Source organism: Enterococcus rotai (assembly GCF_001465345.1).
In the GTDB taxonomy this organism is placed as follows: domain Bacteria; phylum Bacillota; class Bacilli; order Lactobacillales; family Enterococcaceae; genus Enterococcus_L; species Enterococcus_L rotai.
Genome location: NZ_CP013655.1, coordinates 1111119 through 1126555, shown reverse-complemented (window position 1 = coordinate 1126555; position 15437 = coordinate 1111119). Strand labels below are relative to the sequence as shown.

13 protein-coding genes are annotated in these 15437 nt (G+C 36.0%); 10 read left to right on the top strand and 3 right to left on the bottom strand.

All coding sequences use genetic code 11. The annotated features are described in order from the left end of the window. Window positions 1-114: 114 nt before the first annotated feature. The 5 genes from yaaA (at window position 115) to ATZ35_RS05225 (ending at window position 6537) form a co-directional block, all read left to right on the top strand. Window positions 115-357 (top strand): S4 domain-containing protein YaaA, encoded by a 243-nt coding sequence (yaaA, locus tag ATZ35_RS05245; RefSeq protein WP_086277646.1) that lies wholly within the window; start codon window positions 115-117, stop codon window positions 355-357. Further along, on the top strand, window positions 344-1471 hold the full coding sequence (recF, locus tag ATZ35_RS05240; RefSeq protein WP_086445378.1) for a DNA replication/repair protein RecF: 1128 nt from the start codon (window positions 344-346) through the stop codon (window positions 1469-1471). The genes yaaA and recF overlap by 14 nt, the downstream gene beginning before the upstream one ends. Further along, a complete protein-coding gene (gene gyrB, locus ATZ35_RS05235) occupies window positions 1468-3417 on the top strand; it encodes a DNA topoisomerase (ATP-hydrolyzing) subunit B (RefSeq protein ID WP_010766626.1) in 1950 nt (649 codons plus the stop codon). The genes recF and gyrB overlap by 4 nt, the downstream gene beginning before the upstream one ends. A gap of 19 nt (window positions 3418-3436) precedes the next feature. Beyond that, window positions 3437-5959: a DNA gyrase subunit A gene (gyrA, locus tag ATZ35_RS05230; protein WP_208929813.1), complete on the top strand. Its 2523-nt coding sequence runs from the start codon at window positions 3437-3439 to the stop codon at window positions 5957-5959. A gap of 146 nt (window positions 5960-6105) precedes the next feature. Beyond that, window positions 6106-6537, top strand: a complete 432-nt coding sequence (locus ATZ35_RS05225) for a hypothetical protein (protein ID WP_208929812.1) — start codon at window positions 6106-6108, stop codon at window positions 6535-6537. Between the two features lie 172 nt (window positions 6538-6709). Here the strand turns inward: ATZ35_RS05225 and ATZ35_RS05220 are convergent, their stop codons facing one another. Both ATZ35_RS05220 and ATZ35_RS05215 read right to left on the bottom strand, forming a co-directional pair. Next, window positions 6710-7081 (bottom strand): PaaI family thioesterase, encoded by a 372-nt coding sequence (locus ATZ35_RS05220; RefSeq protein ID WP_208929811.1) that lies wholly within the window; start codon window positions 7079-7081, stop codon window positions 6710-6712. 19 nt (window positions 7082-7100) lie between these two features. Beyond that, a complete protein-coding gene (locus ATZ35_RS05215) occupies window positions 7101-7427 on the bottom strand; it encodes a hypothetical protein (RefSeq protein WP_244148218.1) in 327 nt (108 codons plus the stop codon). 195 nt (window positions 7428-7622) lie between these two features. On the opposite strand from ATZ35_RS05215, the gene ATZ35_RS05210 reads away from it, so the two are divergent. Then, window positions 7623-8006, top strand: a complete 384-nt coding sequence (locus ATZ35_RS05210) for a YccF domain-containing protein (protein ID WP_208929810.1) — start codon at window positions 7623-7625, stop codon at window positions 8004-8006. A gap of 313 nt (window positions 8007-8319) precedes the next feature. Next, window positions 8320-9837 (top strand): zinc ABC transporter substrate-binding protein AdcA, encoded by a 1518-nt coding sequence (locus ATZ35_RS05205; protein ID WP_208929809.1) that lies wholly within the window; start codon window positions 8320-8322, stop codon window positions 9835-9837. A 239-nt stretch (window positions 9838-10076) separates the two neighbouring features. On the opposite strand, the gene ATZ35_RS05200 is transcribed toward ATZ35_RS05205, so the two are convergent. After that, window positions 10077-11426 (bottom strand): PTS transporter subunit EIIC, encoded by a 1350-nt coding sequence (locus ATZ35_RS05200; protein ID WP_208929808.1) that lies wholly within the window; start codon window positions 11424-11426, stop codon window positions 10077-10079. Window positions 11427-11797: 371 nt separating this feature from the next. Between ATZ35_RS05200 and ATZ35_RS05195 the strand changes: the two genes are divergently transcribed. The 3 genes from ATZ35_RS05195 (at window position 11798) to menB (ending at window position 15436) form a co-directional block, all read left to right on the top strand. Further along, window positions 11798-12598, top strand: a complete 801-nt coding sequence (locus ATZ35_RS05195) for a MurR/RpiR family transcriptional regulator (RefSeq protein ID WP_208929807.1) — start codon at window positions 11798-11800, stop codon at window positions 12596-12598. A gap of 143 nt (window positions 12599-12741) precedes the next feature. Next, on the top strand, window positions 12742-14178 hold the full coding sequence (locus ATZ35_RS05190) for a glycoside hydrolase family 1 protein (RefSeq protein WP_208929806.1): 1437 nt from the start codon (window positions 12742-12744) through the stop codon (window positions 14176-14178). Window positions 14179-14620: 442 nt separating this feature from the next. Then, window positions 14621-15436 carry a 1,4-dihydroxy-2-naphthoyl-CoA synthase gene (gene menB, locus ATZ35_RS05185; protein ID WP_010770283.1) on the top strand — a complete coding sequence of 272 codons (816 nt, stop codon included), beginning with the start codon at window positions 14621-14623 and terminating at the stop codon, window positions 15434-15436. The last annotated feature ends 1 nt before the right edge of the window (window position 15437 follow it).

Genomic DNA, 15437 nt, shown 5'->3' with positions numbered 1-15437 from the left:
TCGATTAGATTCAAAATTGCTTAGAAAGAAAATTAGACGGACAAATTTGTTTTTTGACGTAAAAAAGAGTATAATATTAAGAGTAAAAGTGAAAACAAAAAAGAGGGATGCATTTTGAAAAAGACGATTGTTTTAGAAACTGACTACATGACACTAGGTCAAGTCTTAAAAGAAGTCGACGTTATCAGTAGCGGCGGTGCTGCTAAGTGGTACTTAGCTGAGAATAGTGTTTTTGTGGATGGGGAATTAGAGAATCGCCGCGGTAGAAAATTATACGCCGGTATGATGCTCGAGATACCTGAAGAAGGTACTTTTTTTATGGCCAAAAAAGGCGAGGTAGTCGATGAGACTGAATAAAATCGAGGTACAGCATTATCGTAACTATGATGGGCTGACCTTAGATTTTCCTAAAACACTAAATATTTTCTTGGGGGAAAATGCGCAAGGTAAGACGAACCTTTTAGAAAGTATTTATGTTTTAGCCATGACACGTAGCCACCGAACTAGTAACGAAAAAGAACTAGTTCACTGGGATTCCGATTCGGCTAGAATTAGTGGTGTCATCGAAAAGAAGACAGGGACCGTGCCATTGGAAATCATTATTTCCAATAAAGGCCGCAAGACCAAAGTCAATCATATTGAACAAAAACGTTTGAGTTCGTATATTGGTCAGTTAAATGTCATTTTATTTGCGCCGGAAGATTTATCGTTAGTTAAAGGCTCACCCCAATTACGTCGTAAGTTTATCGACATGGAATTAGGTCAAGTCAATCCGATTTATCTCTATGATCTCGTTCAATATCAGTCTGTTTTAAAACAACGTAATCAATATTTAAAACAATTAGCTGAAAAAAAACAGTCAGATCACATTTATTTAGATATTTTGACGGAACAATTGGCGGAATTTGGTGGAAAAGTATTATTTGCCCGTCTAGAATTTATCAAAAAATTAGAGCATTGGGCTAATTTACTTCATAAAAAAATCAGCCATGAAAAAGAAGAGTTAGCGATCGACTATTTTTCAAGTATCCCACTAGATAAAGAAAATTTTTCACTAGAAGAGATTCAAAAGCAATTGCTGCAGAGTCTACTTGATAGCCGAAAACGAGAATTGTTTAAGGCGAATACTTTTTTAGGTCCTCATCGAGATGACCTGATTTTTAATGTAAATGGACAAAATGTCCAGACATATGGTTCACAAGGACAGCAAAGAACCACAGCTCTTAGCGTAAAGCTTGCGGAAATTGATTTAATGTATTCAGAAACAGGTGAATATCCTGTTTTGTTATTGGATGATGTCATGAGTGAGTTAGATAATGAACGACAATTGCACCTGCTAGAAACGATTGAAGGAAAGGTTCAAACTTTTTTAACTACAACCAGTTTGGATCATTTAAACAATAAATTAACTGTTGAACCAGACATATTTTATGTTCATCAGGGAGAGATAGAGAGGGAAGCAACTATATGACAGAAGAAGAAAAAAATATGAAAGAACGTGCCCAAGAATATGATGCCAGTCAGATTCAGGTATTAGAAGGTCTTGAAGCCGTTCGTAAGCGTCCTGGTATGTACATAGGATCGACGAGTTCAGAAGGTTTACACCACTTAGTTTGGGAGATCGTGGATAACTCCATTGATGAAGCGTTAGCTGGTTTTGCGTCAAGTATCCAAGTAGTTATTGAAGAAGATAACAGTATTACAGTTGTCGATGATGGTCGTGGAATCCCAGTTGGTATTCAAGCCAAAACAGGTCGTCCAGCAGTCGAAACAGTCTTTACCGTTCTCCATGCCGGAGGAAAATTCGGCGGTGGCGGATACAAAGTTTCTGGCGGACTTCACGGGGTAGGTTCTTCCGTTGTTAATGCCCTATCAACAACATTAGACGTAAAAGTCTACAAAGAAGGAAAAATCTATTATCAAGAATTCCATCAAGGTGCTGTTAAAGACGATTTAAAAGTGATTGGTGATACAGACCGTCATGGGACAACCGTTCACTTTGTTCCAGATCCAGAAATCTTTACAGAAACAACGATTTTTAACTTCGATAAATTAGCAACACGTGTGAGAGAATTAGCATTCTTGAACAAAGGATTAAAAATCTCGATCGAAGATAAACGTGAAGAAAAACCTGTCTTAAAAGAGTATCACTACGAAGGCGGGATCAAGAGCTATGTTGAGCATTTAAATGCCAATAAGGATGTTTTATTCCCAGAGCCTGTTTTCATTGAAGGGGAACAACAAGACATTATTGTAGAAGTTTCTATGCAATATACGGATGGCTACCATACTAACTTACTAAGTTTCGCTAACAACATTCATACGTATGAAGGCGGAACGCATGAATCAGGTTTTAAAACGTCATTAACGCGTGTGATCAATGATTATGCTCGTAAACAAAAGATCATGAAAGAAAATGACGAAAACTTAACCGGTGAAGATGTTCGTGAAGGCTTAACAGCGGTTATTTCTATCAAACATCCAGAACCTCAATTTGAAGGACAAACCAAAACTAAATTAGGAAATTCAGAAGTTCGTACGGTTACAGACCGTTTATTCTCTGAGTATTTCAATAAATTCTTGATGGAAAACCCAACAGTTGGGAAACAAATCGTAGAAAAAGGTCTACTGGCTTCAAAAGCCCGGATGGCTGCTAAACGAGCACGTGAAGTAACGCGTCGTAAAGGGGCACTTGAAATCAGTAATTTACCTGGTAAATTAGCAGATTGTTCAAGTAAAGATCCTGAAAAATGTGAAATCTTCATCGTCGAAGGAGATTCTGCCGGCGGTTCAGCAAAACAAGGACGTAGTCGTGAATTCCAAGCGATTTTACCGATTCGTGGGAAAATCCTAAACGTTGAAAAAGCCAGCATGGATAAAATTTTAGCGAATGAAGAAATCCGCTCACTATTTACAGCGATGGGAACAGGTTTTGGTGCTGATTTTGATGTATCGAAAGCTCGTTACCATAAATTAGTGATCATGACCGATGCCGATGTCGATGGTGCACATATTCGTACACTGTTGTTGACGTTGTTCTATCGTTTCATGCGCCCAGTTGTTGAAGCAGGCTATGTTTATATCGCTCAACCACCTTTATATGGGGTCAAACAAGGAAAGAATATCACGTACGTTCAACCAGGGAAAAATGCTGAAGATGAACTGGCTGAAATCTTAGCTTCTCTACCAGCTAGTCCAAAACCAAGTGTTCAGCGGTATAAAGGTCTTGGGGAAATGGATGACCATCAATTATGGGAAACAACCATGGATCCTGAAAGACGTTTAATGTCACGTGTCAGTGTTGATGATGCGATCGAAGCCGATCAAATTTTTGAAATGTTGATGGGGGACCGTGTTGAACCGCGCCGAGCATTTATTGAAGAAAATGCCCATTATGTGAAGAATCTAGATATTTAATGAAGAAGGAGATAAATTCATGAGTGAAGAAATCAAAGAGAACATTCAAGACGTCAATCTGACCAGTGAAATGAAAGAATCCTTCATTGATTATGCGATGAGCGTTATTGTAGCTCGTGCGCTACCAGATGTTCGTGATGGGTTAAAACCAGTTCATCGCCGTATTTTATATGGGATGAATGAGCTAGGTGTAACACCTGACAAACCACATAAGAAATCGGCCCGTGTCGTTGGGGACGTAATGGGTAAGTATCACCCGCATGGTGACTCGTCAATTTATGAAGCAATGGTTCGTATGGCACAACCATTTAGCTATCGTAGTATGCTAGTTGATGGCCACGGAAACTTTGGTTCTGTCGATGGCGATGGAGCAGCTGCAATGCGGTATACCGAAGCAAGAATGAGTAAGATTGCTTTGGAAATGTTGCGTGATATCAATAAAAATACAGTTGATTTCCATGGAAACTATGATGACTCTGAACAAGAGCCAGATGTATTACCAGCGCGTTTCCCTAACCTTTTAGTTAACGGAACAACAGGGATCGCAGTAGGGATGGCAACCAATATTCCACCTCATAACTTAGCTGAAGTAATCGAAGCAACTAGCTTACTGATGGAAAACCCAGATGTTACAACCAATGAATTGATGGAAGCATTACCTGGACCTGACTTTCCTACAGGTGGTTTAGTCATGGGGAAATCTGGTATCCGTCGTGCTTACGAAACTGGGCGAGGTTCGATCACTGTTCGTGCTAAAGTTGATATCGTTGATATGCCGAATGGTAAAGAGCGTATCTTAGTATCAGAATTACCTTATATGGTCAATAAAGCTCGTTTAATTGAGCGGATTTCAGAATTACATCGTGAGAAACGAATTGAAGGAATCACAGATTTACGTGATGAGTCCTCTCGTGAAGGAATGCGGATCGTAATCGATGTGCGTCGTGATGTGAGTGCTTCTGTTATTTTGAATAATTTATATAAAATGACAGCTTTGCAAACTTCTTTTGGTTTTAATATGTTGGCAATCGAAAAAGGCGTTCCGAAAATTTTAAGTCTAAAAGAAATTCTTGAAAATTATATCGAGCACCAAAAAGAAGTGATCACACGCCGTACAGAATTTGATAAGAAAAAAGCAGAAGCTCGTGCTCATATCTTAGAAGGGTTACGAATTGCTTTAGACCACATTGATGAGATCATTTCAATCATCCGTGGATCAAATTCAGATGACGAAGCGAAATCTTCATTGATTGAACGTTTTGAGTTTTCAGATCGCCAAGCACAAGCGATTTTAGACATGCGTCTACGTCGTTTAACAGGTTTGGAACGTGATAAGATCGAGAATGAGTACCAAGAATTGTTGAAATTCATTGCTGATTTAAATGATATCTTAGCTCGTCCAGAACGTGTTGTTGAAATCATTAAAACAGAATTAGGTGACATTCGTGATAAATATGGTGATGCTCGTCGTACCGAATTATTAGTCGGTGAAGTTTTAAGTTTAGAAGACGAAGACTTGATCGAAGAAGCTGAGGTCGTTATCACATTAACAAACAATGGCTATATCAAACGTGTAGCAAACAGCGAATTTAGAGCACAGCGCCGTGGTGGTCGTGGTGTTCAAGGAATGGGTGTTCATGATGATGATTTCGTGAAAAATCTAGTTTCTTGTTCAACTCATGATACGTTATTATTCTTTACGAATAACGGAAAAGTTTACCGTGCTAAAGGATATGAAATTCCAGAATACGGTAGAACAGCCAAAGGAATCCCTGTAATCAATATGCTAGGAATCGATTCTAGTGAGAAGATCCAAGCGATCATTGCTGTTGAAGGTCAAGCAGAGGAAGGTCACTATCTATTCTTCACGACCCGTAAAGGTACGGTTAAACGTACAGCTGTTAAAGCATTCTCTAATATTAGAAGTAATGGTTTGATTGCAATCGGGCTAAAAGAAGATGATGAATTAGTCAATGTCGTTTTAACTAACGGTGAACAAAATATGATCATCGGAACGCACAATGGTTATTCTGTGACGTTTGCTGAAACAGCCGTTCGTGATATGGGCCGTACTGCCTCTGGTGTACGTGGTATTCGTCTAAGAGAAGATGATTACGTCGTAGGAGCCTCTTTATTGGACGCTGACACGGAAGTACTAGTGTTGACGGAAAATGGTTACGGTAAGCGGACAAAAGCCTCTGAGTACCCTGTGAAGGGCCGTGGCGGTAAAGGAATCAAGACAGCTAATATTACAGCGAAAAATGGTCCATTAGCAGGGCTTACAACTGTTCGTGGTGATGAAGATATTCTAGTAATCACGAATAAAGGTGTCATTATTCGTTTTAATGTCGATTCAGTTTCTCAAACAGGACGTGCCACATTAGGAGTTCGTTTGATGAGAATGGAAGAAGATGCAAAAGTGGTGACGATGGCAGTTGTTGAGCCGGAGCCAGATGAAATCGTTGAAGAAGTTGAAGGTGTGGAAGTCGTTACTGAGACTGTAACTGAAACGCCAGAAACAGACACAACAACAGAAGAATAAATAAAAAAGAACATTTCAGCGAGATGCTGAGATGTTCTTTTTTATTTATCGTTGGTAAATTCGAAAAAAATATAATATCGTTTTTGTTTTGTTTTGAAAAAAATATGATTATAATAAAGAGTAATAAGAAGTGAGAGGTAAAAAGGATGACACAAGAAAAATTATTACTATCGAAAACTTTTTCAAAACAATTAAATATTGGAACGGCGTTATCTAACTTTATCGAAAATATACTAGAAATATTTGGTGGTAAGACAACCGTTTATGAACGTAGACCGATTACCTTTTCAGAGTATCTATATGTCGAAATGATCACTTTTTCAAATGGTTTTCAGATTAGAACTAGCTTAAAAAGAAATCCAGAAACCTTTGAAATCGAAGCATTTGCCTACTCTGAACCAAATCATGTTTATTTAGCCAATTTAACCACAGAAGAATTAAATTTGATGCATGCACTTGTCAAAAAAGAAAGAGAAAAAATCTTGAATCAAAAATATTCAGAAGTGGATCAAAATGAGCTAGATGTGATGTCCTCTTTATTTATGAAATTAAAAATCATAACTGGAGAAATTATGTAATTATAATAAAATAATATAAAAACAGAAGCATCTGGGGGAAAATCTAATGTGGATTAGTCTTTCTCTAGAATTAACCTTGAATTTAATTGATGTAAAAAAATCTTTTTTTGGAATGAGAATAAAAAAGCAGGTAAATTAAAAATAGCTACACTATTTTAACTTACACGCTTTTTTATTTTTCCGTTCGTTTAAGCAAGGTACAACGACCAACGCTGATCAGATTTCCAGTTTCATTGAAAATTTTTCCTTCCCACACTTGCAAGGAGCCGCCAGTATGATTTGGTTGGGCTATGACTGTCAGAACACCCTCCGCGACACTTTTTAGATGGTTGACTTGCAAATCAACACCGACAGCATAGGCATTTTCTTCTGAAAATTGTTCGTTTGCACCTAAACTACAGGCTGTTTCAATCAAAATACCGTTCATTCCGCCATGCAAAATTCCATAAGGTTGTTTATGAAAATCCGCTATTTTCATTGTTAGCACAACTTTTTCTTTAGATTTCTCAGTTGTTTCGATCGTTAAATAGTCTAATAAGTGCATAAAAGTCAGTCCTCTCTTGTTATTGCTCAATCGATTCTAGAAATTTGATGACGTTATCTAAAGCTAATTCATGATAACTTAAAGAATCAAAGTAAAATACTTTTTCTTTAGGATAATTCTTGAGATCAAACTGTTTCTGTAATCCTGGTACACAGATAATGGCATCAGCTTCTTGAGCGATCACATCGATATCGGCTATTGAATCATCTAAAGCGACTAGCCAAGGACTATTTTTTGTTTCAAGGGTTTTATTTAATTTAGTTACTAGTTTTTTTTGTTTAAACATCCCTAAAATTGAACCATTAGGTAGTTTACTTTTTCCGATCATCGGCGTACTTTGATACACTACAACAGCTTTATTAATAAAATCGTCTCCTTTTATTGAAAGAATTACTCTTAATTATGATAGTAACCAAGTTATGGGATGATCACAAGTGATTTTGTATTTTTTAATAAATTTATGCTCAGAGCAATTATCTATTTTCTGCTTTTATAGTATAATTTAATTTTATATCGTTAAGTAGAAATGGGAGGATTTAAGATGGGCTGTTTAGGAAATATTATTTGGTTTATTTTTGGCGGATTTTTTGGCGGACTGACGTGGCTTTTAGCGGGCATTCTTTGGTGTATTACAATTGTTGGGATTCCGATTGGTTTACAGTGTTTCAAGCTTGCAGGGTTGAGTTTTTGGCCATTTGGCAAAAGAGTTGTTTATAGCACAAGTACAGTTTCGTTTTTAGTGAATATTCTTTGGCTAGTTTTCAGCGGATTTTGGTTAGCAGTAGGGCATTGTGTCAGCGGAATTATTTTATGTGTGACGATTATTGGGATTCCATTTGGGATGCAGTCGTTTAAATTAGCTAAATTGGCGTTGATGCCGTTTGGGGCCCAAGTTGTGCCTACTAATAGTGTTTATATGGAGTAGTTTTCGAAAATGGAATGGACTGATATAAATCGGAGTAGCAGATTTTGTATCAGTCGTTTTACAAATAAAAGGTCAAGGAAGAAACGTAACGTTTTTTTCTTGGCCTTTTATGCATCCCTTGACAATGAGAAAAAAAGTTGTTATATTCTCATTTAGTTAAAACGTAACGATTACGTTTTGAGCAACCGAAATCGGAAAGGAGCAGTAAAATGAAGGCTTAAACCATTAAAAAGTTAGGAAAATAGAGCTTTTCACATTAGTAATTATTTTAAGATACGATGCATCATAAATAAAACGATTGAGGAGATCAGAAATGAAAAAGAAGTTAAATCTTATTATCGCGGGGCTATTTTTACTAGGAATTATTTTCACCGCCTGTACCAAACCAAAAACTGAGACAAAAGAGAATAAAGAACAAAAACAATTAACGATTGTTACTTCATTTTATCCGATGTATGAATTTACTAGAAATATCGTTGGCGATGTTGGTGAGGTGACGTTAATGGTTCCAGCAGGAACAGAAGCACATGATTACGAACCTTCTGCAAAGGACATTGCCAAATTACAAGATGCAGATGCCTTTGTTTATAATAGTGAATACATGGAAACTTGGGTGCCTAAGATGGAAAAATCACTAAAGAATGTGACGAGCATCAAAGCAAGTGAAGGCATGGTTCTTTTACCTGGAAGTGAAGACCACGATCATTCAGCAGAGGAAAGCCATGAAGGACATTCTCATGACTATGATCCTCATCTATGGTTGAGTCCCTTTCGAGCAATCAAAGAAGTAGAAACAATCAGAGATGAATTGATTAACCATTTTCCAGAGCAAAAAACAACATTTACTAAAAATGCGGCCGATTATATCGAACAATTAACGGAGCTTAATGAGCAATACGAAGCAAAATTAGCGAATGCCAAACAAAAGAATTTTATCACCCAACATACAGCTTTTTCTTATCTGGCATTAGATTATAACCTAAAACAAATTCCAATCGCAGGAATTTCTCCCGATCAAGAACCACAGCCTTCTCGGATTGCAGAATTGAAAAAATTAGTTGAAGAAACAGGAATCAACTATATCTATTTTGAAGAAAACGCAAATGACCGAGTAGCGAAAACTTTAGCAAATGAGACGGGTGTAGAATTACTTGTATTAAATCCATTAGAAGGTCTTACCAATGAGGATATGAAGGCAGGTAAAACATATATTAGCGTGATGAAAGAGAATTTAGAAGCATTGGTAAAATCAACAGAAGTTACCCCGAAAAAAGAATTAACTGAAACTGCCGTAAACAAGACAGTTTCAAATGGGTATTTTGATGATAAGGATGTTAAAGACCGTGTCCTTTCTGATTATGCAGGTGAGTGGCAATCGGTGTTTCCTTATTTAGAAGATGGCACATTTGATCAAGTATTTGATTATAAAGAAAAACTAACGAAAAAAATGACGGCAGAAGAATACAAAGCCTATTATCAAAAAGGATACCAAACAGACGTGGATCGAATTGATATTAGCAAAGATGCCATGACGTTTATAGTAGGGGATAAGAAGTATTCATCGAAATACAAATACGCAGGCAAAGAAATCTTAACGTATAAAGCAGGAAATCGTGGCGTTCGCTATTTATTTGAAGCCACAGAAGACACGCCTTATAAATATGTTCAATTTTCAGATCATGGAATCGCACCGTCAAAAGCAGCACATTTCCATATTTATTTTGGTAATGAAAGCCAACAAAAGTTATTGGAAGAAATGGATAATTGGCCGACTTATTATCCTGTTGGTATGACTGGATTTGAGATAGCCCAAGAAATGTTGGCGCATTGATAGGATGTAAATAGTTAAAAATAAAATGATTAGAACCTTGAAATAATAGAACCTTGCTAATTATATAAGATGCTTGTGTAATTAAGTATTCACATTTTTGATAGTTAAAAAATGGAAGCAAATAAAACAGGCATATGCTCAAAAAAGCTACTTTCCGAAAGAAATGTTATTTCAGGAAGTAGCTTTTCATTTATTCTATTTTGTATTAGTTCAATAAAATTAATCTATTAAGTTTGTGTTTATGCTAAGTGCTTTTCTTTCGTTTCATATCCGAACATGACAACAAGGGCTGTTGCAATACTTACAGTAATTAAAGCAGAAATTAAATAGATAATCATTGGACTGTATGCTGGAATTCCTAAAAAACTGGCGAATGCATAAGAGACCATTTTGACTTGAAAAAAGCCATTGATTCCTCCGCCGACAGCTCCGGCGATAATAATGTAAATAAATGTTTTGCGGTATGGAACGATTAGCCCGTAGATAATAGGTTCTGTAATACCACTTAATGCAGCTGGTACAATGGAAGAACCGGCTAAAGTTTTTAGCTTCTTATCTTTTGAACGAATAAGAAAACCTAAAGCGATACCCATTTGAGCAAAAGCACACATCCCACCCATTGCGTATAGAGGATCTCCCCCATTAGCTAAATTAGCTAAAACAATCGGGACTAACCCCCAGTGTAGTCCCATCACTATTAAGAAAGTGTAGAAACCGCCTAATAGTGCACCTGTTAAAAGACCGCTGACACCACTCATCATTACGACAAGTTTGGCAATACCTTCTCCAACGAAAGTACCAAAAGGACCAAATAACAACATCGTTAATGGAACAACAATAACGAGTGAAAGCATGGGTACCATAAACATCTGTAACATTTGTGGAATATATTTCTTTAATAACTGTTCAAGTTGCCAAAAGAATGTAACCGCTATAAAAACAGGGAATACAGTTGAAGCGTAATTGATAGGAATCAATTGAATGCCTAAAAAATCTACGTCTGTTTTTTCTATTAGTCCGACAAAGCCTGGTTCCAAGAGAGCTGCACCAATCACAGCACCAATATATTCATTTGCGCCTAGACGTCTGGCCAATGTAAAGCCTAGTAAAACAGGTAGGAAATAAAACCCCGCATTGGCAATCGAAGATAATACGATATAAGTATTATTTGTGTCGGAAATAAGGTTAAACTCTAATAACAACGTTAGAATAGCTTTTAACATTCCCGAACCAGCTAAAATTCCTAATAAGGGCAAAAAGCTCCCTGAAATAATATCAAAAGTCTCTTGAGTAATTGTTTTTTTCTTGATAGTTTCTGGTTTCACATCTGTTGTTACGCTTTCATTTTTTCTTAAGGTCTGTATAGCGGCGTATACTTCTCCTACTTTGTTTCCAATAATGACTTGATATTGACCACCAGCTACGACTGTTCCTATGACAAGCCCAATTTCTTTGACTTTGTTATCAGAAACTAACGAGTCATCGTATAATTGAAATCTCAAACGTGTTGCACAATGGGTCAAATTACTGATATTCGAAAGACCACCCACATTGGTAATCAATTCTTTTGCTGTTGTTTCATATGTCATGATTCTTTTCAACTCCTCAAACATTTTTTATTTAGCGTTAGTGTAACGTCAGTTTGGTTTCCAAACAATTCTTTTTATTTTCTAGATTTGGAAAATGAAAATTAGCCCTACATTGTGTTTATATGTTGTTTTTAATTAAGAGATATATTACTAGTGTGAAAAAAAACAACTCTATTCTCCAGAAATATTCAAGGGATTGAGACATAACTGCAATGAGAAAAGATTTTATGCTATGATAATAGGTGTAACAGCTTTATTTATATTTAATTAGAGATTGATTAAAAGTGACTCTATTTTTAACCTAGGTTATTTAAGTTTTGTGGTGTGGTAGACTGTTCTAAGTTATTTATTTTTTTAAGGAGTGAAAACGATTGCCTCAAAAACATTTTATTCCGTCTAGTCCAGTTTACGTTAAACTGACGGAATTTTTTTTCAAATGTGTTAAATCAGGAGTATACTATACGATTGCAAAAGTTTTAATCAAAAAAATCAATGAATTTCCCAATATTTATATTGAAGAAATTGCTTTTTTAGCGAATACAACGCCAGCAAGTGTTACTAAATTCTGTAAGAAAATTGGCTATGCGTCATTTAAAGAAATGCGAACTGACATATTTCCATACGCAGAATTGCCTCAGTTCTCGTCTTATAATGGGGAGTTGACATCTCAGAGTATAATGGACAATATGCTTCAAGAAGAAGAACAGCTGACAAGAAAAATCTATGAACAGATTGATTTGGATCAATGTTATCGAATTGCACAAAGAATGGCGCCTTCATCTGAGGTAGCTGTTCTGTGCAATACATATAGCTTTGCAGCGGCTAATACATTGCGAGAATTACTGAGTTATAGAGGCATTACAGTGTTTGAGATGAATCGAAGATCAGATCCAATGGTTGTTCAAGAGATGTTGCAAGAAGTAGATTGTTGTTTCATTATTTGTTTAACTGGTCAATGGTTAGTGGAAAATCCAGAGATTGTAAAAACCATAGAACAAGCCGATACTCATACATTTTTATTGACTTCTCAGCAAAATGATTACTTAGCAACTATTTTTGATGAAGTCATTTCTTTAGAGGTATTTCAATTTCTTTTTTCCTCTAATTACTATTCGCAAAAAATAATTCATACAATTTTAAAAGTCATTGCAAATAATCTTTCTTTGTTTTAACTTATATAGAGTTATTTTCCATTTTTGGAAAATGAAAAGAATAGGAATCCAAATCCTTTCCACTTATGATGAACTTAAATCATTGTGGAAGGGATTTTTACTTTCTTTTTCACATATTACTTATTATGAAAGGAAGAAATAAAATGAAAAAAAATCCAAAAACATTTCCCGAAAACTTTTTCTGGGGTGGTGCTGTTGCGGCTAATCAGCTAGAAGGAGCCTACTTAGAAGGCGGTAAAGGTCTTAGTGTAGCTGATATTAACCGTTTTCGAGATGATATTGATATTAAGAAAAAAGGAAACAAAGAGATTAGTATGGTGGATATTGAAGAAGCTCTAAATGATACAGATGGAATCTATCCTAAACGGACAGCAATAGATTTTTATCATACTTTTGAAGAAGACTTAGCGTTATTGGCGGAAACTGGAATGAATTCTTTTCGTACATCTATAAGTTGGGCAAGAATTTTTCCTAATGGTGATGAAACAGAACCAAATGAAGAAGGTCTAGCATTTTATGATCGTTTGCTTGATGCAATTTTGAAGAACGGAATGGAGCCATTAATTACAATTTCTCATTATGAAATGCCAATTTATCTTGCTACTGAATACAACGGATGGTCTAATCGAAAGATGATTGATTTTTATACGAACTTTGCTGAAACTGTCTTTAAACGATACAAAAATAAAGTTAACTATTGGATTTTAGTGAATCAGATGAACCTAATTACGCATGAATCTTTTAATCATTTAGGTATTCCTTCCGATCGAGTAGAAAATCTCATTGAAGCAAAATATCAAGGTGCTCATAATGAATTAGTTGCCTGTAGCCGTGCCATTAAAATTGGTAAAGAAATTCGTCCAGATTTTCAAATTGGAATGATGTCCTACTATGGTAATACGTATCCAGCAACGTGTAAACCTGAAGATGTATTGGCTAGTCTTAAATATAATCAAATGGAATTCTTCTATTCAGATATACTAAGTCGAGGAAAATATCCAAATTATGCCTATCGCTTTTTTGAAGAAAAAGGAATCAATATCGTTTTTGGAGAACAAGATGAAGAGGATTTTAAAAATACTGTAGATTTTGTTACATTTTCATACTACTATACACAAATTACTGATGCTGAACGAATTCAAACAGATAAGCCAACTACAACGAACCCTTATTTAAAACAAAATGACTGGGGTTGGTCATATGATCCGATTGGATTGCGAGTGGCATTGAACGAATGGTATGACCGTTACCAACTCCCCATAATGATTACAGAAAATGGGATGGGCTTCTATGAAGAATTAGATAAAAACAAGTGTATTCATGATAATTATCGGATTGATTTCTTTAAAACACATATTACAGAAATGAAGGAAGCTATTAAAGATGGTGTGGAAGTAATTGGCTTTTATCCTTGGGGACCAATCGATTTAGTTAGTTGTTCATCTTCAGAAATGAGCAAACGTTATGGCTTTATTTATGTTGATTTGGATGATTATGGTAGAGGTAGCGGGAAACGATATAAAAAAGCTAGTTTTGATTGGTATAAACAAGTTGTGAAGAGTAATGGAGAGAAACTATAAACCTATAATTTCAAATTAAAAGAACCTTACCTTTGGAGAAATACTTAGTATTTTTTTCGGGAGAGGTTTTTTATTTTCGCAAAAAAGCTTGCTTCTGCTAGTAAAATTTTATTTGCTTTTATCATTCTCTAAACCGTCTATCATTCTAAAATATCCATATTTGTGTATAATAGAGGCATTGAAAACTAATATTGCTATATAAGCTAACTCCTCGGGAAAAGAAAAAAATTGAATAAGGGAAAAAACTCAGTCATAATTTCCTATTTTCCAGTCGAGGCTGGACGAGCCCACTACACTTTTAAAGCTATCTAGCTGCACAAATCAATCCTTAGGAAAATAGATAAATTGTCAGTGAACCAAAAAACGTTTCAATGCCAATTTCCTAATTTTCTACAGGATTAACTGATTTGTTCCGCTTTTAAAATTATAAGGAGGTTTCCTCATGAGAAACTGGACAACGATTAAAGAATACGATGAAATTTTATTTGAACAAGAAGGTAAAGTGGCGAAAATCACGATTAATCGTCCTCAGGTGCACAATGCCTTTACACCAAAAACGGTCATGGAAATGATTGATGCGTTTAACATTAGTCGTGATAAACAAGATGTTGGTGTGATTATTTTGACAGGTGCAGGCGACAAAGCATTTTGTTCCGGTGGGGATCAAAAAGTCCGTGGACATGGTGGTTATGTAGGGGAAGATAGTGTTCCTCGTTTGAATGTATTAGACTTACAACGTTTGATTCGTGTGATTCCAAAACCTGTTATCGCTATGGTTAAAGGCTATTCGATCGGTGGGGGAAATGTCCTTCAACTGGTTTGTGATTTAACGATTGCAGCAGATAATGCTAAATTCGGTCAAACTGGACCAAATGTAGGTAGTTTTGACGGCGGTTATGGTTCTGGTTATTTAGCTCGTGTAGTGGGTCATAAAAAAGCCAAAGAAGTTTGGTTCCTATGCAAACAATATTCAGCTGAAGAAGCATTGGATATGGGCTGGATCAATACGGTTGTTCCATTAGCTGAAGTAGAGGATGTTACGATGGAATGGGCAGAAGAAATGTTGAAGAAAAGCCCTCTTGCATTACGTATGATCAAAGCTTCTTTAAATGCTGATACCGATGGACTAGCTGGAATTCAGCAATTAGCAGGTGATGCAACGTTGCTTTATTACACAATGGATGAAGCAAAAGAAGGCCGTGATTCATTTAAAGAAAAACGCGACCCAGATTTCGATCAATTTCCTAAATTTCCATAAA

Excerpts from the sequence above, each read along its gene's own strand:
- ATZ35_RS05200 (WP_208929808.1), bottom strand. The coding sequence starts at position 11,426 with ATGACATATGAAACAACAGCAAAAGAATTGATTACCAATGTGGGTGGT.
- ATZ35_RS05220 (WP_208929811.1), bottom strand. The coding sequence starts at position 7,081 with ATGCACTTATTAGACTATTTAACGATCGAAACAACTGAGAAATCTAAA.
- ATZ35_RS05225 (WP_208929812.1), top strand. The coding sequence starts at position 6,106 with ATGACACAAGAAAAATTATTACTATCGAAAACTTTTTCAAAACAATTA.
- gyrB (WP_010766626.1), top strand. The coding sequence starts at position 1,468 with ATGACAGAAGAAGAAAAAAATATGAAAGAACGTGCCCAAGAATATGAT.
- recF (WP_086445378.1), top strand. The coding sequence starts at position 344 with ATGAGACTGAATAAAATCGAGGTACAGCATTATCGTAACTATGATGGG.
- gyrA (WP_208929813.1), top strand. The coding sequence starts at position 3,437 with ATGAGTGAAGAAATCAAAGAGAACATTCAAGACGTCAATCTGACCAGT.
- menB (WP_010770283.1), top strand. The coding sequence starts at position 14,621 with ATGAGAAACTGGACAACGATTAAAGAATACGATGAAATTTTATTTGAA.
- ATZ35_RS05205 (WP_208929809.1), top strand. The coding sequence starts at position 8,320 with ATGAAAAAGAAGTTAAATCTTATTATCGCGGGGCTATTTTTACTAGGA.
- ATZ35_RS05210 (WP_208929810.1), top strand. The coding sequence starts at position 7,623 with ATGGGCTGTTTAGGAAATATTATTTGGTTTATTTTTGGCGGATTTTTT.
- ATZ35_RS05190 (WP_208929806.1), top strand. The coding sequence starts at position 12,742 with ATGAAAAAAAATCCAAAAACATTTCCCGAAAACTTTTTCTGGGGTGGT.